20 protein-coding genes are annotated in these 16,648 nt (G+C 55.9%); 1 reads left to right on the forward strand and 19 read right to left on the reverse strand.

Annotated features, from left to right (window positions below):
* Positions 1-278 precede the first annotated feature (278 nt).
* From AC50YL_RS01380 to AC50YL_RS01415, 8 genes are all read right to left on the reverse strand, one after another.
* Positions 279-1,265, reverse strand: coding sequence for a biotin--[acetyl-CoA-carboxylase] ligase (locus tag AC50YL_RS01380; RefSeq protein WP_494828713.1), 987 nt, complete (start codon positions 1,263-1,265; stop codon positions 279-281).
* 61 nt (positions 1,266-1,326) lie between these two features.
* The gene (locus AC50YL_RS01385) at positions 1,327-2,766 is read right to left on the reverse strand and encodes a CCA tRNA nucleotidyltransferase (RefSeq protein WP_494828715.1); all 1,440 of its coding nucleotides are present in this window, start codon (positions 2,764-2,766) and stop codon (positions 1,327-1,329) included.
* Positions 2,767-2,788: 22 nt separating this feature from the next.
* On the reverse strand, positions 2,789-3,949 hold the full coding sequence (gene bshA / locus AC50YL_RS01390) for an N-acetyl-alpha-D-glucosaminyl L-malate synthase BshA (RefSeq protein ID WP_494828717.1): 1,161 nt from the start codon (positions 3,947-3,949) through the stop codon (positions 2,789-2,791).
* Between the two features lie 98 nt (positions 3,950-4,047).
* Positions 4,048-4,746 (reverse strand): bacillithiol biosynthesis deacetylase BshB1, encoded by a 699-nt coding sequence (bshB1, locus tag AC50YL_RS01395; protein WP_494828719.1) that lies wholly within the window; start codon positions 4,744-4,746, stop codon positions 4,048-4,050.
* Entirely contained in the window at positions 4,743-5,162 is a 420-nt protein-coding gene (locus tag AC50YL_RS01400; protein ID WP_494828721.1) for a methylglyoxal synthase, read from the reverse strand. The genes bshB1 and AC50YL_RS01400 overlap by 4 nt, the downstream gene beginning before the upstream one ends.
* Before the next feature lie 60 nt (positions 5,163-5,222).
* On the reverse strand, positions 5,223-6,029 hold the full coding sequence (gene dapB, locus AC50YL_RS01405) for a 4-hydroxy-tetrahydrodipicolinate reductase (RefSeq protein WP_494828723.1): 807 nt from the start codon (positions 6,027-6,029) through the stop codon (positions 5,223-5,225).
* Between the two features lie 6 nt (positions 6,030-6,035).
* Positions 6,036-6,581 carry a tetratricopeptide repeat protein gene (locus tag AC50YL_RS01410; RefSeq protein ID WP_494828725.1) on the reverse strand — a complete coding sequence of 182 codons (546 nt, stop codon included), beginning with the start codon at positions 6,579-6,581 and terminating at the stop codon, positions 6,036-6,038.
* Positions 6,582-6,635: 54 nt separating this feature from the next.
* Positions 6,636-6,971: a nucleotide pyrophosphohydrolase gene (locus AC50YL_RS01415; RefSeq protein ID WP_161740508.1), complete on the reverse strand. Its 336-nt coding sequence runs from the start codon at positions 6,969-6,971 to the stop codon at positions 6,636-6,638.
* 196 nt (positions 6,972-7,167) lie between these two features.
* Here AC50YL_RS01415 and AC50YL_RS01420 point away from each other — a divergent pair, with 196 nt between their 5' ends.
* Positions 7,168-7,989, forward strand: coding sequence for a YitT family protein (locus tag AC50YL_RS01420; protein WP_494829765.1), 822 nt, complete (start codon positions 7,168-7,170; stop codon positions 7,987-7,989).
* Positions 7,990-8,127: 138 nt separating this feature from the next.
* Here AC50YL_RS01420 and AC50YL_RS01425 read toward each other — a convergent pair whose 3' ends face one another.
* From AC50YL_RS01425 to AC50YL_RS01475, 11 genes are all read right to left on the reverse strand, one after another.
* Complete coding sequence (locus AC50YL_RS01425; protein WP_494828727.1) at positions 8,128-9,054, reverse strand: sporulation protein YpjB; 927 nt, start codon at positions 9,052-9,054, stop codon at positions 8,128-8,130.
* A 41-nt stretch (positions 9,055-9,095) separates the two neighbouring features.
* Positions 9,096-9,680: a DUF1405 domain-containing protein gene (locus AC50YL_RS01430; protein WP_494829767.1), complete on the reverse strand. Its 585-nt coding sequence runs from the start codon at positions 9,678-9,680 to the stop codon at positions 9,096-9,098.
* Positions 9,681-9,819: 139 nt separating this feature from the next.
* Positions 9,820-10,704 (reverse strand): c-type cytochrome, encoded by an 885-nt coding sequence (locus tag AC50YL_RS01435; protein WP_494828729.1) that lies wholly within the window; start codon positions 10,702-10,704, stop codon positions 9,820-9,822.
* Between the two features lie 22 nt (positions 10,705-10,726).
* Positions 10,727-11,398, reverse strand: coding sequence for a menaquinol-cytochrome c reductase cytochrome b subunit (gene qcrB, locus AC50YL_RS01440; RefSeq protein ID WP_161740516.1), 672 nt, complete (start codon positions 11,396-11,398; stop codon positions 10,727-10,729).
* A gap of 15 nt (positions 11,399-11,413) precedes the next feature.
* The gene (locus tag AC50YL_RS01445; RefSeq protein ID WP_494828731.1) at positions 11,414-11,941 is read right to left on the reverse strand and encodes a Rieske (2Fe-2S) protein; all 528 of its coding nucleotides are present in this window, start codon (positions 11,939-11,941) and stop codon (positions 11,414-11,416) included.
* 253 nt (positions 11,942-12,194) lie between these two features.
* The gene (locus AC50YL_RS01450) at positions 12,195-12,614 is read right to left on the reverse strand and encodes a DUF2487 family protein (RefSeq protein ID WP_494828733.1); all 420 of its coding nucleotides are present in this window, start codon (positions 12,612-12,614) and stop codon (positions 12,195-12,197) included.
* Positions 12,615-12,836: 222 nt separating this feature from the next.
* A complete protein-coding gene (locus AC50YL_RS01455; protein ID WP_161740522.1) occupies positions 12,837-13,019 on the reverse strand; it encodes an IDEAL domain-containing protein in 183 nt (60 codons plus the stop codon).
* A gap of 285 nt (positions 13,020-13,304) precedes the next feature.
* Entirely contained in the window at positions 13,305-14,546 is a 1,242-nt protein-coding gene (locus AC50YL_RS01460; protein WP_494828735.1) for a hypothetical protein, read from the reverse strand.
* A 140-nt stretch (positions 14,547-14,686) separates the two neighbouring features.
* Positions 14,687-15,274 (reverse strand): histidine phosphatase family protein, encoded by a 588-nt coding sequence (locus AC50YL_RS01465; protein WP_494828737.1) that lies wholly within the window; start codon positions 15,272-15,274, stop codon positions 14,687-14,689.
* A gap of 79 nt (positions 15,275-15,353) precedes the next feature.
* On the reverse strand, positions 15,354-15,956 hold the full coding sequence (locus tag AC50YL_RS01470; RefSeq protein ID WP_494828739.1) for an anti-sigma factor family protein: 603 nt from the start codon (positions 15,954-15,956) through the stop codon (positions 15,354-15,356).
* Positions 15,953-16,549 carry an RNA polymerase sigma factor gene (locus tag AC50YL_RS01475; RefSeq protein ID WP_161740530.1) on the reverse strand — a complete coding sequence of 199 codons (597 nt, stop codon included), beginning with the start codon at positions 16,547-16,549 and terminating at the stop codon, positions 15,953-15,955. Before AC50YL_RS01475 ends, AC50YL_RS01470 begins: the two co-directional genes overlap by 4 nt.
* Positions 16,550-16,648 lie beyond the last annotated feature (99 nt).

The raw sequence follows: 16,648 nt of genomic DNA on the forward strand, positions 1-16,648 counted from the left end.
CGTTCGTCCTATGTGATCAACACAAAAAAACCTTCTAGCCGCCGCTAAAAAGGTTCCGATCCGAAAAAGGAACATCCTGGCTAAAGCGGGCTTCCTTCTGTCTCGGTCCCTGACGGCTCAGAGCAGAATACGCACTGCCTTGCTAATGACGTTTATGATGTCATTCCCGCATGCCGCGTCGGTCAAGGGTGCGGTTCGCGATCGGCGATACCGCCCCAATAACGAGCATGGCTGGTAAGGCGAGTATATCAAAAAAACGGCCCCCCGTCTATGAACCGTTATCCCGAGGGAGGTACCTGTTCGGCCGAGAACAACGGAACGATTGCACCGTCGTTCTGGCGCACGAGCAGCGCGCCTTGTTCGTTCAATCCAATCGGCGTCCCGGTCGTTTCCAGTCCGCCGATAATGAGGCGCGCCGGTTTGTGCAGCGTGACGGACAATGCCTCCCATAACGTCTGTATCGGGGCGAATCCCTCCCGCTGGTAGACTGCGTAGAGCTGCTGAAATTGCGAGAAGAAGCCCGCGATGATCTCGGCCCGGTCCAGCGGCCGACCCAGCTGGATCTGCAGGGACGTGGCGATCTCGAGCAGTTCCGGCGGGTAATCGCCATCCGTCAAATTGACGCTGATGCCGACGCCGGCGATCACGTAGCGCAGCCGTTCTTCCTCGGCCGTCGATTCCAGCAGGATGCCGCTGATTTTTTTGCCGCCGATAAGCAGATCGTTCGGCCATTTTATGCCGATATCGAGCGGCGCCGCGGCCGCTCGCAGGGCGCGGCACAAAGCGACTGCCGTTAGCAGCGTCAACTGGGGCGCGAAATGAATCGGCATGCCGGGACGCAGGATGAAGCTCATCCAGATCCCTTTGCCGGATGGCGATACCCACTTGCGCCCCATGCGGCCGCGGCCGTTCGTCTGCTGCTCGGCGACGACCAGCGTGCCTTCCGGGGCTCCGTCTTCGGCAAGGCGCTGCGCGATGTTTTGGGTCGAATCGACCTCGTCGAACAGCCTGATGCCTCCGATCATCGTTACGTTCTTCTCTTGGAACTTGATGCCGAGCTCTTGTGCCGTCAGCTTGGACGGACGCCCGGTCAGACGATAGCCGAGACGACGCGAAGCTTCGATCCGGTAACCGGCCGCTTCCAGCTTCTTGATCTGCTTCCAAATTGCCGTCCGGCTGATTTGAAGTTCTTGGCTGAGCCATTCTCCGGAGACGTAGCCTTCGTTCTCCTTCTCTTGCAGCAGCTCGAGAATGCGATTGTTCATGGTTCGACTCCTCGATTCTTATACGGCATGACTTCGTTATTGTTCAATGCAATGCTAGTATTCAACGATCGTACCAACGATCATTACCGTTAAGCAATTTCTTCGCTTCCGTCAATAAATGGTCCTTCTCGTTCGGCACTTCGCCGAGCGCCGCCGTTTGCAGCAGCTGCTGGAGCAGACGGCCGAGCCAAGGGCCGGACGGTCTTCCGGTCAATCCCAGCAAATCCTTGCCCTTGACGGCAAGATCGCGAATCGCGGCTGCCGGCATCGCTTGAAGGGATGCCTCCAGCACGTTCACGAGGGTATCCAATGCTTTGCGTCGTTCGGCGGAATCCGTATCTTCGGTCAGGACTAGCGAGGGAACGCGGCCGATGATGGCAAGCCAGCTCTGCGCGGCGGCTTGTCCATCGTCCAACACGGACATCATCCACGCCTTGTTCACTGCCGCCGGCAGGAGCTCCACTTGCTTCCCGGAAGGACCATTCGACAATCGACGGATCGTTTCCGCCATCGCGGCGTGAATGCGAATAATCGCGGCAAGGCGCGACGAGCGGACTGCCGCGTATCGGAGCAGTCCGAACAGCTCCGAAGCTTGTTCGGCGTTCAGCGACAACGCGGCACATAGAGCCGCCCATCGATCCTCGGCCTCCCCAACCTCATGCAAGGCGCGAATGCTCGAAGCAATCCGTTTCCGCGATAGGGGACTTGCGGCATCCAACCCGGGTGCTGCGGAGCCGCGCAATTGCGGTACTCCGCGCCATTTAGGATTAACCGAGGCGTACGAGGACGCTGCGGTTACGATCTCCGCTGGGAGCATGTCCTTCGTGCAAGCAAGCAGTCCGCTCGCGGCAAGCAGCGCGGCTGCCCGATGCGGACCGCTGCCCGCGATCATTTTGTCGAATTCCAGCCCGATCCGCTCCATCGCGATATGCGCCAGCAGCGCCTTGTGGCGGCGGATCGCACGCCACGTGCCATGCGCGATGCGCAGCTCGTATGCGGCGGCGAAACGCAGCGCGCGCACGATGCGCAGCGCGTCTTCCTGGAGTCGGGCATCGGCGTCGCCGACGCAGCGCAGGACGCCCCGTTCGATATCACGCCGTCCGCCGAATGGATCGACCAGCGTGCCGTCGGCGCGCATCGCCATGCTGTTGATCGTGAAATCCCTGCGCAGCAAATCCTCGTGCAGGCTTGTGACGAACTCGACATGCGCGGGCCTGCGAAACCGCTCGTATTCCGATTCCGTGCGGAACGTTGTCACCTCGTACGTCTCGCCCTCATGCACGACAGTCACCGTTCCGTGCTGCAGGCCGGTCGGAATGGTATGCGGAAACGCCTCGATCACCTGCTCCGGCGAAGCGGCGGTCGCGATATCCACGTCCTTCAGCGGCTTCCCTAGCAGCGTATCGCGGACGCAGCCCCCCACGAACACGGTCTCGAAGCCGCGTTCCTCCAGAACATAAAGCAAAGGGAGCGCCTTCGTCAGCGCTTCGCTCCTCGACATGGCCCTCCCTCCTTCTATAGGTTTACTCGCAAACCGGTTCCGGAATATCCGCTTCGATTCCGAGCGTTTTGTAATAGATCCGTTCGTATTCGGACGTAATGAGGTCATTGCAGAATTGGTTCGTCGCCCGGTGCAGGCAAGCTTGACGGACCTGGCGATACAAGTCGTCGTTGCGCAACAGCTTGATCGCGTTGTAGGCCATGTCGTCCGTATCGCCGATCTGCGAAAGGAATCCGGTCTCCCCGTGCGTAACCAGCTCCGGAATGCCGCCCGCGACGGATCCGATCGTCGGCACGCCGCATGCCATGGCCTCCAGCGCGACCAACCCGAAACTTTCCTTTTCCGAAGGAAGCAGCATGACGTCCGCGATCGATATTACTTGTGCGACATCGTCTTGCTTCCCCAGGAAATGCACACGGTCCTCCAGACCCAGCTGTCGGATACGCGCCTGTACTTTCGGCAAATCCGGTCCTTCGCCGACAAGCAGGAGACGGCTCGGGACTTCCTTCGCGACTTTGGCGAATACGTCGACGACGTCCTGCAGGCGCTTGACCGGCCGGAAATTGGAGATATGCATCAATATCTTCTCGCCTGGGGAAGCGTAATCGCTGCGCAGCGAGCTGCACTCCCGCGGATAATAGACGCGTTTGTCGACGAAATTATACGTCAGTTCGATATGCTTGTCGATGTCGAGCAGCTCGCGCGTCTCCCGAATAAGATCTTTGGAGACCGCGGTGACGGCATCGCTCTTGTTGATGCCCATCCGAATCAGATCCTTGAGCGACTCGTCCTGCGCCAACACGGTGATGTCCGTCCCGTGGAGAGTCGTCACCGTGCGGAGATTGCCGCCGACCATTTCTTTGGCCAGGTAGGCGCACACCGCGTGAGGTACCGCATAATGCACGTGCAGCACGTCCAGCTGCTGCATTTTCACGACTTGCGCCATCTTGCTCGCCAGCGATAAATCGTAGGGCGGATAACGGAAGACGTAATAATCGTTTACTTCGACTTCGTGATAAAAAATGTTTTTCTGAAACTGTCCCAGCCTGAACGGCACGCTGTGGGTAATAAAATGAATCTCGTGCCCTTTCTCCGCGAGCAGCTTGCCTAGCTCCGTCGCCACGACGCCGGAGCCTCCGAGCGTCGGGTAGCACGTGATTCCGATCTTCAACCGTCTAGCCATGGTGCACCTCCAGTTCGTTCACTCTCTATGCCTATGCCGGCGACAATTGGGCTTTTCATGAATTCGGAAATATAAATGACGCGACAGCCGGGCTGCCGTTAAAACAACGTTACCGCATGAGGCCGGCGAATTGCAAATCCTTCGGCATGCGACCAACCCCGCGTTTGGCCGAGCAGCATGTCTCGCGCTTCGACGCGCTGAACGTAGCGGTCGGTCAGCGGAGTCCGTACCCGGTCCTCGCCCGGGGCCGGCGGCGCGAATTGGGAGCGGTACGCTTGCAGCGCCGCCAGCTTCGTCCCGATGTGTTCGCTGATGTCGGTAACGAGGCTTACGTCGCCGCTGTCGTTTATGTAATAGAAGTACAGCTGCTCCACCTGTACCGGCGGAAGCTCGGGCATATAGTTGCGAAGCTTCGCGTTAAAGACCGCTTCCTCGATCAGCCGGCTGCAGCTGACGTGATCCGGATGGCGGTCGCTCCAATAAGGCGCGAATACGAGGCGCGGCCGCAGCCGCCGGATCTCGCTCACGATGGCCTGCAGCTGGTCGGCCGAGCCGTCCAACCCCCGGTCCGGCAAGCCAAGCACGGAACGGTGCGATAAACCAAGCACCGCGGAAGCTTCGGCGGCTTCCTGCCGCCTCGTCTCCACGGTGCCGTTCGAGGACATTTCCGCCTCGGTCAAATCGCAGACCGCGACTTTGTACCCCTGCGATACATGCTTGGCGATCGTGCCGCCCATGCCGATCTCGACGTCGTCGGGATGGGCGCCGAATGCCAAGATATCGACGGATGCCGTCATTGTTCTTCACCCGGCTTATATTTATGTACGAGCTCCCGCCAGGCAAAATCGCCGCGCTGCAGCGCCCGGACGAGCAGTTCGCCGGTCGCCACGTTCGTCGCCACGGGAATGCCCTGAACGTCGCATAAGCGCAGCAGGGCGATAATATCCGGCTCGTGCGGCTGGGCCATGAGCGGGTCACGCAGGAAAATGATCAAATCCATTTCATTCTGCGCCACGAGCGCGCCGATCTGTTGGTCGCCTCCGAGCGGTCCGGACATGAAGCGATGAATGTTCAATTGGGTCTGCTCCATGATCCTCGTACCGGTCGTACCCGTGGAATAAAGGGCATGCCCCTTGAAAACATGCTCGTATGCGATGACAAAGTTAACCATTTCATCTTTCTTTCGATCATGTGCAATAAACGCGATGTTCAACCTCGCCGCACTCCTCTCCTGGTTGTCCGCAAACCCTTGGCCTGCCGACTGTCGGGACAGCTAGTCCATCAGATGTTCAAAACCGTAAATAAGTCCGCTGTAAGACATTACTTTCTTGCAGGCTACGCTAACGCCTGGCATGTAACCCGCGCGCTCGTACGAATCATGACGGATTTTCAAGGTTTGGCCGTGGCCGCCGAAAACGACTTCCTGCTGGGCGAACACGCCCGGCAGCCGAACGCTATGTATGCGAAAACCGTTGTAATACCCGCCGCGCGCGCCTTCGATAACTTCTTTCTCGCTGGGATTCCCTTGACGCAGCTCCTGCCGCGCCTCCGAGATCAGCTCGGCCGTCTTGATGGACGTTCCGGACGGCGCGTCCATCTTCTGATCGCCATGATATTCGATAATTTCCACATGCGGCATATACTTGGCGGCCTGAGCCGCAAATTTCATCATCAGGATCGCTCCGATCGAAAAGTTCGGCGCAACCAAAGCCCCTATGCCTTTCTCCTTGCAAAGCTCGTCGAGCTCCGTCATCTGTTCCGGCTTCAGACCCGTCGTTCCGATAATCGGACGCACGCCGTAGGCGATGGACAGGCTGGCATTGCCGTATGCGGCATGCGGCACCGTGAAGTCGACCAATACGTCCGCGCCGGCGTCCTTTAGAGCGGTTTCAAGATCGGCTTGTACCAACATCCCGCAAGGCGAAAGTCCGACGAGCGTCCCCGCGTCGACCGGACCTGTGGATGGGCTAATCGCCGCGGCCAGCGTCAGCCCTTCGTCTTGAAGCACCATTTTGACGACTTCGCGCCCCATGCGCCCGCTTGCCCCTGTTACGGCAACTCGAATTAGTTCTGTCGACATCTCTGATCACCTGTTCCTTTTTCGTTTGCTGCGCTGGCCATACGCGCGCAGCGCCCTGCTTTTCCGTTTCAGCTCGGTATACAGTCGCCGCGCCGCCGCGTGTTCCGGATCGAGCCGGACGGCTTCCCGCGCATAGGCCGCGCCTTCGTCGTATCTCCGCAACGACGAATAGACCGAGCCGAGGAGCAACAGTGCTTCCATATTCAGCGGATCCATCCGCGACGCTTCGATCAGCATCGACAACGCTTGCTCGATATCCGCGGGCGATTGCGACAGCTGCTGTTCCGCGTCGCTGACGATCGCCTTTGCTTTCACCGTTTGCAGATGATAGCCGTATTCCTCGTGCTCCGAATCCAGCAGAACGGCCTGTTCCGCGTAGTGGAGCGCCTTTTGCCATTTCCCGCTGCGGGCGCAGGTAATCGAGCATTTATGATATAAAGCTCCATTTTCCGGCTCCAACGCGATCGCTTCCTCGAAGCGCTGGATCGCCTGTTCGTAATCGCCGCTCAGGATGGCTTCGTAAGCTTTCTTTACGCTGTTGTCTACGTCCATCCGCCCATCCTCCTTGTACACAGGTTGATGGTACAGCATATGTAGAAACCCGTATTACGGTTCGACGTTTTTTCGCGTCCAGCGGTTCGCGTCGCGCGTATTGAACTTATGCATAACGCGGTCGTGCGCCTCGGCCAAGTCGATGCCGAGCGAATTCGCGAAGCAGACGACGATGAACAAGACGTCGCCGAGCTCCATCTCGATGGAGTTGTCCGCCTCGTCCGATTTTTTAGGCTTCTCGCCGAAACGATGGTTGACCTCGCGCGCCAGTTCTCCCACTTCTTCGCTCATCCGCGCAAGCATGGAGAGCGGGCTGAAGTAGCCTTCCTTGAACTGCGATATGTATGCGTCTACCTCTTTTTGTATGTCCGCCAGCGACTTTTGAGACACCGTCCAAGCTCCTCTCTGTGCATGAGGTTTCCTTCATATGTTATATCAAACCGTATCTGAAAACAATGCTTTTGACTTTCCAGTAAAAGAGACATACTATGATTAGTGCCTCCATGTTCCAACCACTTTTCCGAAAGGAGCCGAGTTTCCTTTGAAAACGAACACCGCCCAGGTACTCCGCACACTTCTCCCCGTCATGCTGGGAACTGCGATTTACGCGTTTGGCCTTCATTATTTTCTGCTCCCCAACCAGTTGATGGAAGGCGGCGTGACCGGCATCGCGATCTTGCTCAATTACGCGCTCGGCTGGCCGTTATCGATCTCGACGTTCGTGTTGAATATTCCGCTCTTCTTCATCGGTTGGCGCATCCTGGGCCGATCCCATACGGGATATACGATTTTCGGCGCCGTATCGCTGTCCGTGTTTCTCGCGCTAATGGAGAAAATGATCGCACTCGGTTGGATTGTCCCGTTTCGGACGTCAAACGATTACATATTGGCCGTGCTTTATGCGGGCGTAACGCTCGGCATCGGTCTAGGCATCGTGTTCCGGTTCGGCGGCACGACCGGCGGGGTCGACATTATCGCCCGGATCGCCACCAAGCTGAAGGGTTGGAGCATGGGTCAAGTCATCCTGACCTTGGACGTCATCATTATCGGCTTATCGCTGCTGTACATACCGAAGGAAAAGGTGCTTTACACGCTCGTCGCCGTTTTCATCGCGTCCAAGCTGATCGACTTCATTCAAGAGGGCGCCTATGCAGCCAAAGAGTTTTCCGTCATAACGGAACGCGGCGACGAATTGGGACTCAAGATCACGCAGGACATGGACCGCGGCGTCACGCTGTTTCCGGCGAAAGGCGCTTATTCCGGCAAGCCGAAGCAGGTCGTCTACTGCGTCGTCGCGCGGCATGAAGTACGCATGTTGAAAGCGATCATCAACGGCATCGACCCGCGCGCGTTCATCGTGATCAACGACGTGCACGACGTGCTCGGAGAAGGCTTCAAAGCGGAATAAAAAATAACCGGCCCAAAGGCCGGTTATTTTTTATTCGCTTAAGAGGTAACCGCTATCATGACTGCTTATTATGAAGCTGGCATGGAAGAACCTGCATGTCCTGCTACAAAGAGCACCGACTTGCACTACCCTGCCCGTTCAATGGAATTTGTTGCGCGAGAACGGAACGACCTTATCTTGTCCCCGATACTTGCGCCAACCGGCAAAGCCGAGCACGGCCATCACGAAAGCGGCGATGAACATCTCCCCGATCAGCATCGCGCCTTCCCGTTGTTGGCCGACCGTCACGCCTGGCGGAATCGCTTCCGCGACCGCCGCTTCCCCGACATGATCCGGATCGCGGAACAAATCGTTCGCAGCCGCATCCAGGCTTTCGAGCGCGGCCGTAACGGCTTCGGCGCGCAGCTGCCCGGTCTCCGCACCCTGCACGGCACCTTTCACGTACGCGATCCGTTCTTGCACGGCCTCGATTCGGCCAGCGTCGCGCTGCATCAGCGCCGCCACTTCCAATCGGGCAAGATGCTCGCTATAAATGCCGATCGAGGCTTCCGCGGCCATTGCCCGGTCCTCGGATTGGGATTGCCACGTTGCGCGTATTCGCTGCGCATCATCCTTCAACACGCCTTCATATTGGAGCCACAGCGGGGCTTCCGGCCGAAATACGGCATCGCTCGCTAATTTGAGCCGGGCGGTTTCCGTATACCACACCGTCGTCGTCCCCTTTTGCGGCATCGCCTTCTTGGCTGCCTTCACGCTGAGGTCGAAAGCCTGCCAACCGACCGGCGTCCCCGTCTTGCGCACGTTCGGCATCGCGGCAAGTCCTTCGATCCGCTGCAGCAGGAGGTAGGCTTCCTGCCGATGGGATTGATTGGCGGCCGAATAGAGCGCATCCGACCACGTACTGAGCTGTTCCAGCGACGCGTCGGCCTTTGCGCCGTCGACTCCGGCTGGCTCCGTTTGAGCATTCAAGACGGAAAACGGCTTCGAATTCAAGCTGCAGCCCGAAGCGAGAACCAGCACGAAGCCGGCGCAAACGAGCGCGATGATCGATGATAATGCCTTCATGCTCATCCCCCCTACTACATCGTATGGAGGGATGTCCCAACTTAGACCTTACGAAAAGAGATTAACAACCAAGTCAAGAGCAAACTGAACGCCGACAGCCCGATCGTAAAGAGCTGAATCGCTGACAAATCATCATCCAGCACGTCCGGAAGCCATGGAAACACGTAGTACGTATAATCGATCGTATCGTTCAGCAGGAGCCACAGCAGCGCCATGAATGCCATGAAACGCCCGAAGACCATATAACGTACGAACAAGACCGCCTCGATCGCCATCCCTAGATGCGAGACGATCAGCATATAATGCTCCCATTCGAGATGGTCGCCTTGCGCCCCGCCCGCCAAAATCATCGTTACCGCCCATATGCCGTACTTGATGGACGTCACGACGCCAAGCGCTTCAATCAAGGATCGAACGGCAATGCCGATCGGACCGGACTTTGCCAAGCGCGGGAACAGCAAAAACGGCAGCGACAGCGTGAAAAACAAGCTGGCCGTCGGACTATCGGGCACAAATACGATTTGCCAGAGCGCTTGCGTCTCGATGGTATATTCCATCTGCTGGCCATACCAGATGTAACCGTATACAGTGCCCAACGCATTGACGATAAACAGAAGCCACAACATCGTGCGATTCGTCAGCCAATCGCGGCTCCACGGAAGAACGGCTGCTTTCACTTTAAACCTCCCTTAGAGTAGAACTGAGGATACGTTGCAAAAAAACCTGATCGTCGGTTACGATCAGGTTTTGTCTTGAACTGTACGCTTATTTGGCTGGCGCTTTTTGTTTCGAAAGCCAAGTCGTCAATTGATCGATCTCCTCCGCGGACAACTTGTCCTTGAAGGAAGGCATGTTGTTCTTGCCGTTCGTGACGATATCGACGAGCTCTTCTTTGCTGAACTTGTCGCCGATGCCGTGGAACGACGGAATGCCCGAGCTTTCGTTGCCTTTCAAATCCGCGCCGTGACAGGCAACGCACTGTGCCTTTTGCGTAATCGCGACAGCGGGATCCTTCGCGTCGACAAGCGGGATTTCCGGTGCGGGTTGCCCTGCCGGAATGCCTGATTTCGCAGCTTCTTCCGCGGCTTCGCGCGCTTTCTCTTCCCGAAGAATTTGCTCCGGAATCGTATTCGTGATCTTCAGCTCGTGCTGGTAGTGATCCCAGGACTGCTTCGTCAGATAGAATACGGAGATTAGCGACATGAACATCAGAATCGACGTGATCGGGCGTCTGTAGAATCGGCGCTCTTTGCCAGTGTCCAAAAACGGAGCAAGCAAAAGCGAACCGAACGCGATGCCCGGAATTGCGACCGTACCGAGTACGACGTAATCCTTCGACACGTATTGCAATTTCAGGAATTGATACAGGAACAGGAAGTACCAGTCCGGCATCGGAATAAACGAAGCGTTCGTAGGGTCGGCCGGGTATCCGAGCGGAGCCGCTTCCGAAATCGTCAGTACGAGGAACCCGACGAGAACGACGACGCCAACCATCCATTCTTTAAGCAGGAAGTTCGGAATGAACGCTTCCGATTTGCCTGGATAAGCGGAGTAATCCGGCGGCGTGATTGGACCGGTAACCGCTTTTTTACGAACCCGGGAGTCACCGACGAATACGACTTTCTCGTTCGATTTGTGACCGTGTGCCATTCGCAAAATGCCTCCTTTCGGCTTATAGTGGGCCCGAAATACCTTGTTTCCGGATCATAAAGAAGTGAGCCGCGAGAAGCGCAAGCAGAGCGCCCGGCAGGAAGAAGACGTGAATTGCGAAGAAACGCGTCAACGTCTCGGCGCCTACGATCTCTCCGCCTTGCATCAGTTCTTTAATGTATGTACCGATGTACGGCACCGATTCAGCGATTTGAATACCGACCTTCGTCGCGAAGTAGGCTTTGTTATCCCAAGGAAGCAGGTAGCCCGTGAATCCGAGACCGAGCATGATGAAGAAAATCAACATGCCGACAACCCAGTTCATCTCGCGCGGCGCCTTGTAGGAACCGGTGAAAAAGACGCGAAGTGTGTGAAGGAACATCATGACGATAACGAGACTCGCGCCCCAGTGATGCATGCCGCGCACGATGCCGCCGAAAGCGACTTTGTGCTGCAGGAAGTCAACGCTCTTGTAGGCATTGATGATATCCGGCACGAAGTACATCGTCAGGAACATCCCCGACAAAATTTGGATAACCGTGATGAAAAACGTCAGTCCGCCAAAGCAGTACACGAAAGCGGAGAAGTGATGCGCAGGGTTAACGTGTTCCGGCACTTCGTGATCGGCAACGTCCCTCCACATCGGCGTAATATCAAGACGTTCGTCAATCCAGTTATAAATACCTTTCATCATCCGATTTACGCCTCCTTATACCCGTGTATTTGCTTTGATCGGTCCGAGATAGACCCAACCTTTTTCGATCTTCAGATCGTATTCGTCCAACGGCTTCGGCGCGACGACCAAGTTTTTACCGTCCTTGGTGTAGTGGGCGCCGTGGCACGGACAAACATATTCCTCATTCTTTTCGGTGTTCCAGCCGATCGTGCATCCCAGATGCTTACAAACCGGTGAAAGTGCAAACGCTTTACCCTGGTCGTCTTTGGAGATCCATGCCGTCAACTCGGGGTCGCTTACGTACCAACCATCAATCTGGTGGATTTTGAATTTGAATTCTTGCGGTTCAGTAGTAAGTTTCGTTTCCTCGACGACTTTAATCCATGTGCCGGCTTCTTTCTTTTGCAAAATCGGATCAACGGCAAACCGGATCATCGGTAGTGTCATGCCCGCTGCCATGAATGCGCCGGCGCCTCCGAGCGTATACGACAAAAATTGACGCCGGGACATGCCGTTTCGTTTCACAGGACCGTGCGTTTTTTCGTGTTCATGGTTACTCATCTTCTGTTCTACCCCCTTTGCTGAGCCATATCTTGTGTTCTGCCGGAGAAGGCAAAACATACGATGAACTAGGACATTACTTATAATAGCCTAGGTGATTTGGAGCGTCAAGAATATGGCAAACAATTTGCTGGACAGTTCAAAATGGGATTTGACATTTGTTATCATTTTGTCACAATTGACCTTGTCTGGCATTTGTTTTTCCCATTCCGTTGTCACCTTATGCAAATCGATGCAAGCTCTTCCGCTGAAATCAGGCCCGTCCGAGCCAAAGTTTGCGAATCGCCTCGCTTACTTCGCCGGGAATCGGCGCTTGCTGATCCTCGCCGGCGCATACGACAAGATCCGCTCCGGTCCCTTCGGCTGCCGGCAGCACTATCGCCGAAGCGAGCACGACGAATTTGAATCCGGACGACCGCAGATTGGCGCATATTCCGTTCAATTGCCGGACGAGTTCGGGCGACCATTCGCCGTATTGCACAGACGGATATGTAACGGTTCTTCCTTTAAAGGGCTGCTCGATCATGTTCAGCACCTCCCGCAAGCGTTCCAGCCGCAGCGTTGCTTCGTGCGGCATCTCGGCTCCCGTCAGTCCGGTCACCGGCAGCACCGCCGTGTCGAGGTAGGGCTGGAGTTCCGCCCACTGCTCCGCGCTTAATTCGCTGAATTTCATTCTTGTCCTCTCTCCTCCGGTCCTTAGCATATGTCATTTCAGAAAAATCCATTCTATTAATATACCACAGGAATCGCCTATTTATTGAAAGAAAAAATCCGACCGCGTTCGGTCCGGCAGCAAAAATGCCAAGACGGCGGGCTTTCGCCCGTGCATCTTGGCATCCAGTAAGTGATCGGCATCCGCCCGATCGCCGCCGCCGCGACGATTCGCTTGCCTTCATTAAACGTGCAGGGACTTCAGTTCGTCCGTCAACCGCTGAAAGGTATCCTTGTCTCCGGAAGCAAGCGCCGTATCGATCGCGGCATACAGCTTATCCGTTCGAAATTTGAGTACGGCTTCATCCAGGAGCATTTCCGCGGCAAGTCCGAGCATCACTTCGTAAGATACTTTCATTTTGTCCATAGGATACACCTCCACCTGAGCGTTTAAGAGATCCTATATTCCTTTCCTTACGCCACTCGCTTCCTGATCGTCTTCGTTTCTCCAAGCCAATCGTCTATTCTGTCCTTGCCGACGACTCCCGCAGGCGAATAAGTGAAAGCATATAGGTGGTTTCCATGTCGGTGTGTTCATCCCCGTAGGAGAGAACCGGCTCTACTAAATTATATTCATTCAATTAAAAGAAGCTAAGGACGTTGGCCCTATGCCTTGCCGAATGTGCGCGCGCCTATGACTTGCTGGAACGGGTCAACCGTTTAGGACGATAGCCTCGTCATCGATGCTTCTTCCCGCGACGATCGTCTTTCCAAGCGGCGTCATCCGGATGACTTGTCCATGCTCGGCATGCTCGCCGATGCGGAGCAGCCCCAAGTGCAGCATCGTCCCGATCAAGCGCTGTTCCAGTATCGTCTCCGGCTGGTCATAATAGAAAGGTTTCACGTAAGGCGTCAACGTAGCCATGATCGTATCCGCCTTCACCCAGCGGCTGCCGAGCTTATCGATCCAATGTACGAGCGAGCGGATATTCGGTACCGGTCCTTTATACAACCGAAGCCAAAACTGATACAGCTTGTCCGGCGGCTCCGCCGACCGCAGTGCTTGACGTTCTTTGCCCGCGGCAGAAAGCTCCAGCAGCTCGTTATTCTCGACGATCCAGCCCTGGTAGTAACAATAATCGTACAAGAGGGACAGTCGGTTGGGATAATCCTTGATCTTGCGACCGTAGCCGAAGCGCCATTCCCCTTTGGCCGGCAGCGGCTCTTTCACGCCGAACGACTCCAACAGCTGCACGATACTGCGTTTGTACATCGTTCCTTCGCTCGTCAGGGCCACTTCGTTCAGATGAATGTACGTGAGCAGGTGCGTCACGTCTTCGCCCATCAACATCTGTTCGTCCCGGTAAGCATGCGGCTCATCGTCCGCGTACACGACCTCGGAAGCCAGCCTCCGCTCCATCGTTTGCTTGAACCGTTCCTTCAGATCGCTTGGCACCTGAAACAAATATCGCTCCGGCCCCGCGTATCCGTTGAACAGCCAGCCGTACTGCTTGAACCGGGATATCGTTTCGCGCGGCCCGCTCTCCGGCTCCGCCGGTTCTTTGGCCGGCGGTTTTGATTTGGCGACGCGTTTGCTTGCGCTGCCGGCGGCCGATGATTTGGCCGCAGCTTTCTTTGCCGGCGCTCTTTCGACAGCTGCTGGCACTTGCGCCAATGCGGCAGGCAGGCCGAACCTGCTTTGCTGCACCCTCGCGACAAGCTCCTCCAGGCTAAAGGCGTCTCTTGCATCGAACAGCAAGGAAATCATGAACCGCAAATCTTCGAGTTTCAAGGCGCCGATTTGAGCTTCGAACACATCTCTGCGATTCACCGTCGATAATATCGACTGGATCAGCTCGTTTTTGGAATTGCCGTTGCACTCGCATTGATAGGTTGTCGCGATGCGGCTCAGCTGCCCGATATCCGCATAACTGAGCATGTCCGCTAATTTCATCTGCCGCCCTCCGTTCCCGATCCCTCTTGAAGGTTTACTATCATTATGGGAACATTGGCGTTTTTTAAAACTGCTGGTAGAAAAAAAGCCGTCATTCTCGCATGAATGCAAGAATGACGGCTGATCGTCAGAATACAAAATCAATTTTGAAGCTGTTCGAGATGCAGCGTGCAATTGTGAAGCAGCGGCGTCCAACCGGCGCCTTCCCGCTCCATGATCGAGAATGAAAGATTGTGAATCGGTTTGTCGGTCAAATCCGCGCACATCGCCTGCAGCAGCTGCGCAAGCAGGCTGCCGTGGGTGACGACAAGCAGATGGCGGTCCGGATCGATCGCCGCCGCTTCTTCGACGTACGAAAGCGCCCGCGTCCGAACCTGCTCGTCGTTTTCTTGCCCGTTGTCGCGTTTTTTCCAATCCGAACCCCAACGCGCCAGCCGTTCCTGTTCCGTCGTACCCTCCACTTCGCCATAGAACCGTTCGCGCAGCCGCGTGTCCGGATCCAAGAGCGGAATGGAGAGCGCCTCGGCGATGATCTCGGCGGTTTGCTTCGCGCGCCGCAAGTCGCTCGACACGACCGCATCCCATTTCATCGGCTCGCGGGCAAGCCGGCGCGCCAGCGCCTGCGCTTGACGGAAACCCTCTTGATTGAGCGGAATGTCGGTTTGACCTTGGATTTTCCCAAGTTCGTTCCATTCCGTCTGGCCGTGGCGAATGAGTCCGATTCGCAATCCAATTCCCTTCTTTCAACGAAAAATCTCCTGGCCCGGGGCCGGAGTCGTTCAAACGGTCTTCTCGTTTATGTATGCATCAGCTTCGCGTTCGTGAAAACCAGTTCAGGATAAGCAGCGTCATGATGATTCCGAGCAACGATAACGCAACATAGTATTGCGGAACCGTCGGCACGATATTCAGGACGATGGGATCGCTGATGCTGGCTACGGGCACGTCGGCGTAAAATGAGACGGGAATGATATTGTCGCCGCTTGCCGCGTCGGCCGTTTCGATCAATCCGGTCAGCTTGGCCACTTCCACGGAGGAAGCGTCATGGCTGCCGATCGCAACGTAAAACAAGCCTACCACGAACATCGCCAGGCAGCAAGCGATAATGGCGGTCACGTTGCGGCGAAACGTTTTCGTGAAATGATAGCTTTTGCTTGCGACCGGCATGAACCAGGACTGCTCCGCATATATGCGGTCCATCACGCCGTGGTTCACGTGATCAATCGGTCCGATCGCGTCGGACTCCTCGGAGAAGAAGCGAATGAGCTGCTCGCTTTCTTCCCAAATTCGAAACTCCTCGCTGCAGGCTTCGCAGGTGCGGAGATGTTCATCTACTAGTAGGCGTTCGCTGTCGTCTTCGTTTAAATCCCAATAAACACCGAACGATTGCTGCACGTCGTGGCAGTTCATCGCATTTTCATCCCCTCGTACTCTTCCAGCATAGGCGATTCGCCAAAATACGGCTCCAGCTGAATCTTCACGCTGCTGCGCGCACGAAACAAAAGCGATTTTACGGAGCTTACGGTCTGACCGAGGATATTGGCGATTTCTTGATAATCCAATTGCTCGTACTCTCGTAAAATAAGCGCCGAACGCTGTTTCTCCGGCAGGCTGTTAATCGCTTCGCGTACCATCGTCATGCGCTCGTTCTGCAGCAGACGCTGTTCGGGAACGGCTTCCGGCGGCGCGATCGGCGTGAAGCCGACTTCTTCAAAGGAGACGTTGCCCGCCTTTTGCTTGCGCAATTCGCTGAGTACCGTATTTCTTGCAATGGTGTACAGCCAGGTAGAAAAGGAAGCATCCACTTCCCTGAACGAGTGAAGGCTGCGGTACGCTTTGTAAAAAGTTTCCGAGCACAGATCCTCAGCCAACAGCTCGAGCTTGGCGCTCTTCAGCATATGGAAGATAAAGGCAAGGATTTTACGCTGGTAGCGCCGCATCAACTCCGAATACAGCTGTATATTACCATCTTTGATTTCACGGATAAGCTGGGAATCCGTCATCGCGGGCGACCCTCCTTGGCCTGAGGAGTGCTCTCGAATCGGTTATACATTGTACCGAAACGAAAGTAAAAAGTTGCGCGATCATAAAAAAAATGCATA

The sequence above is a fragment of the Paenibacillus sp. J22P277 genome (assembly GCF_059383675.1).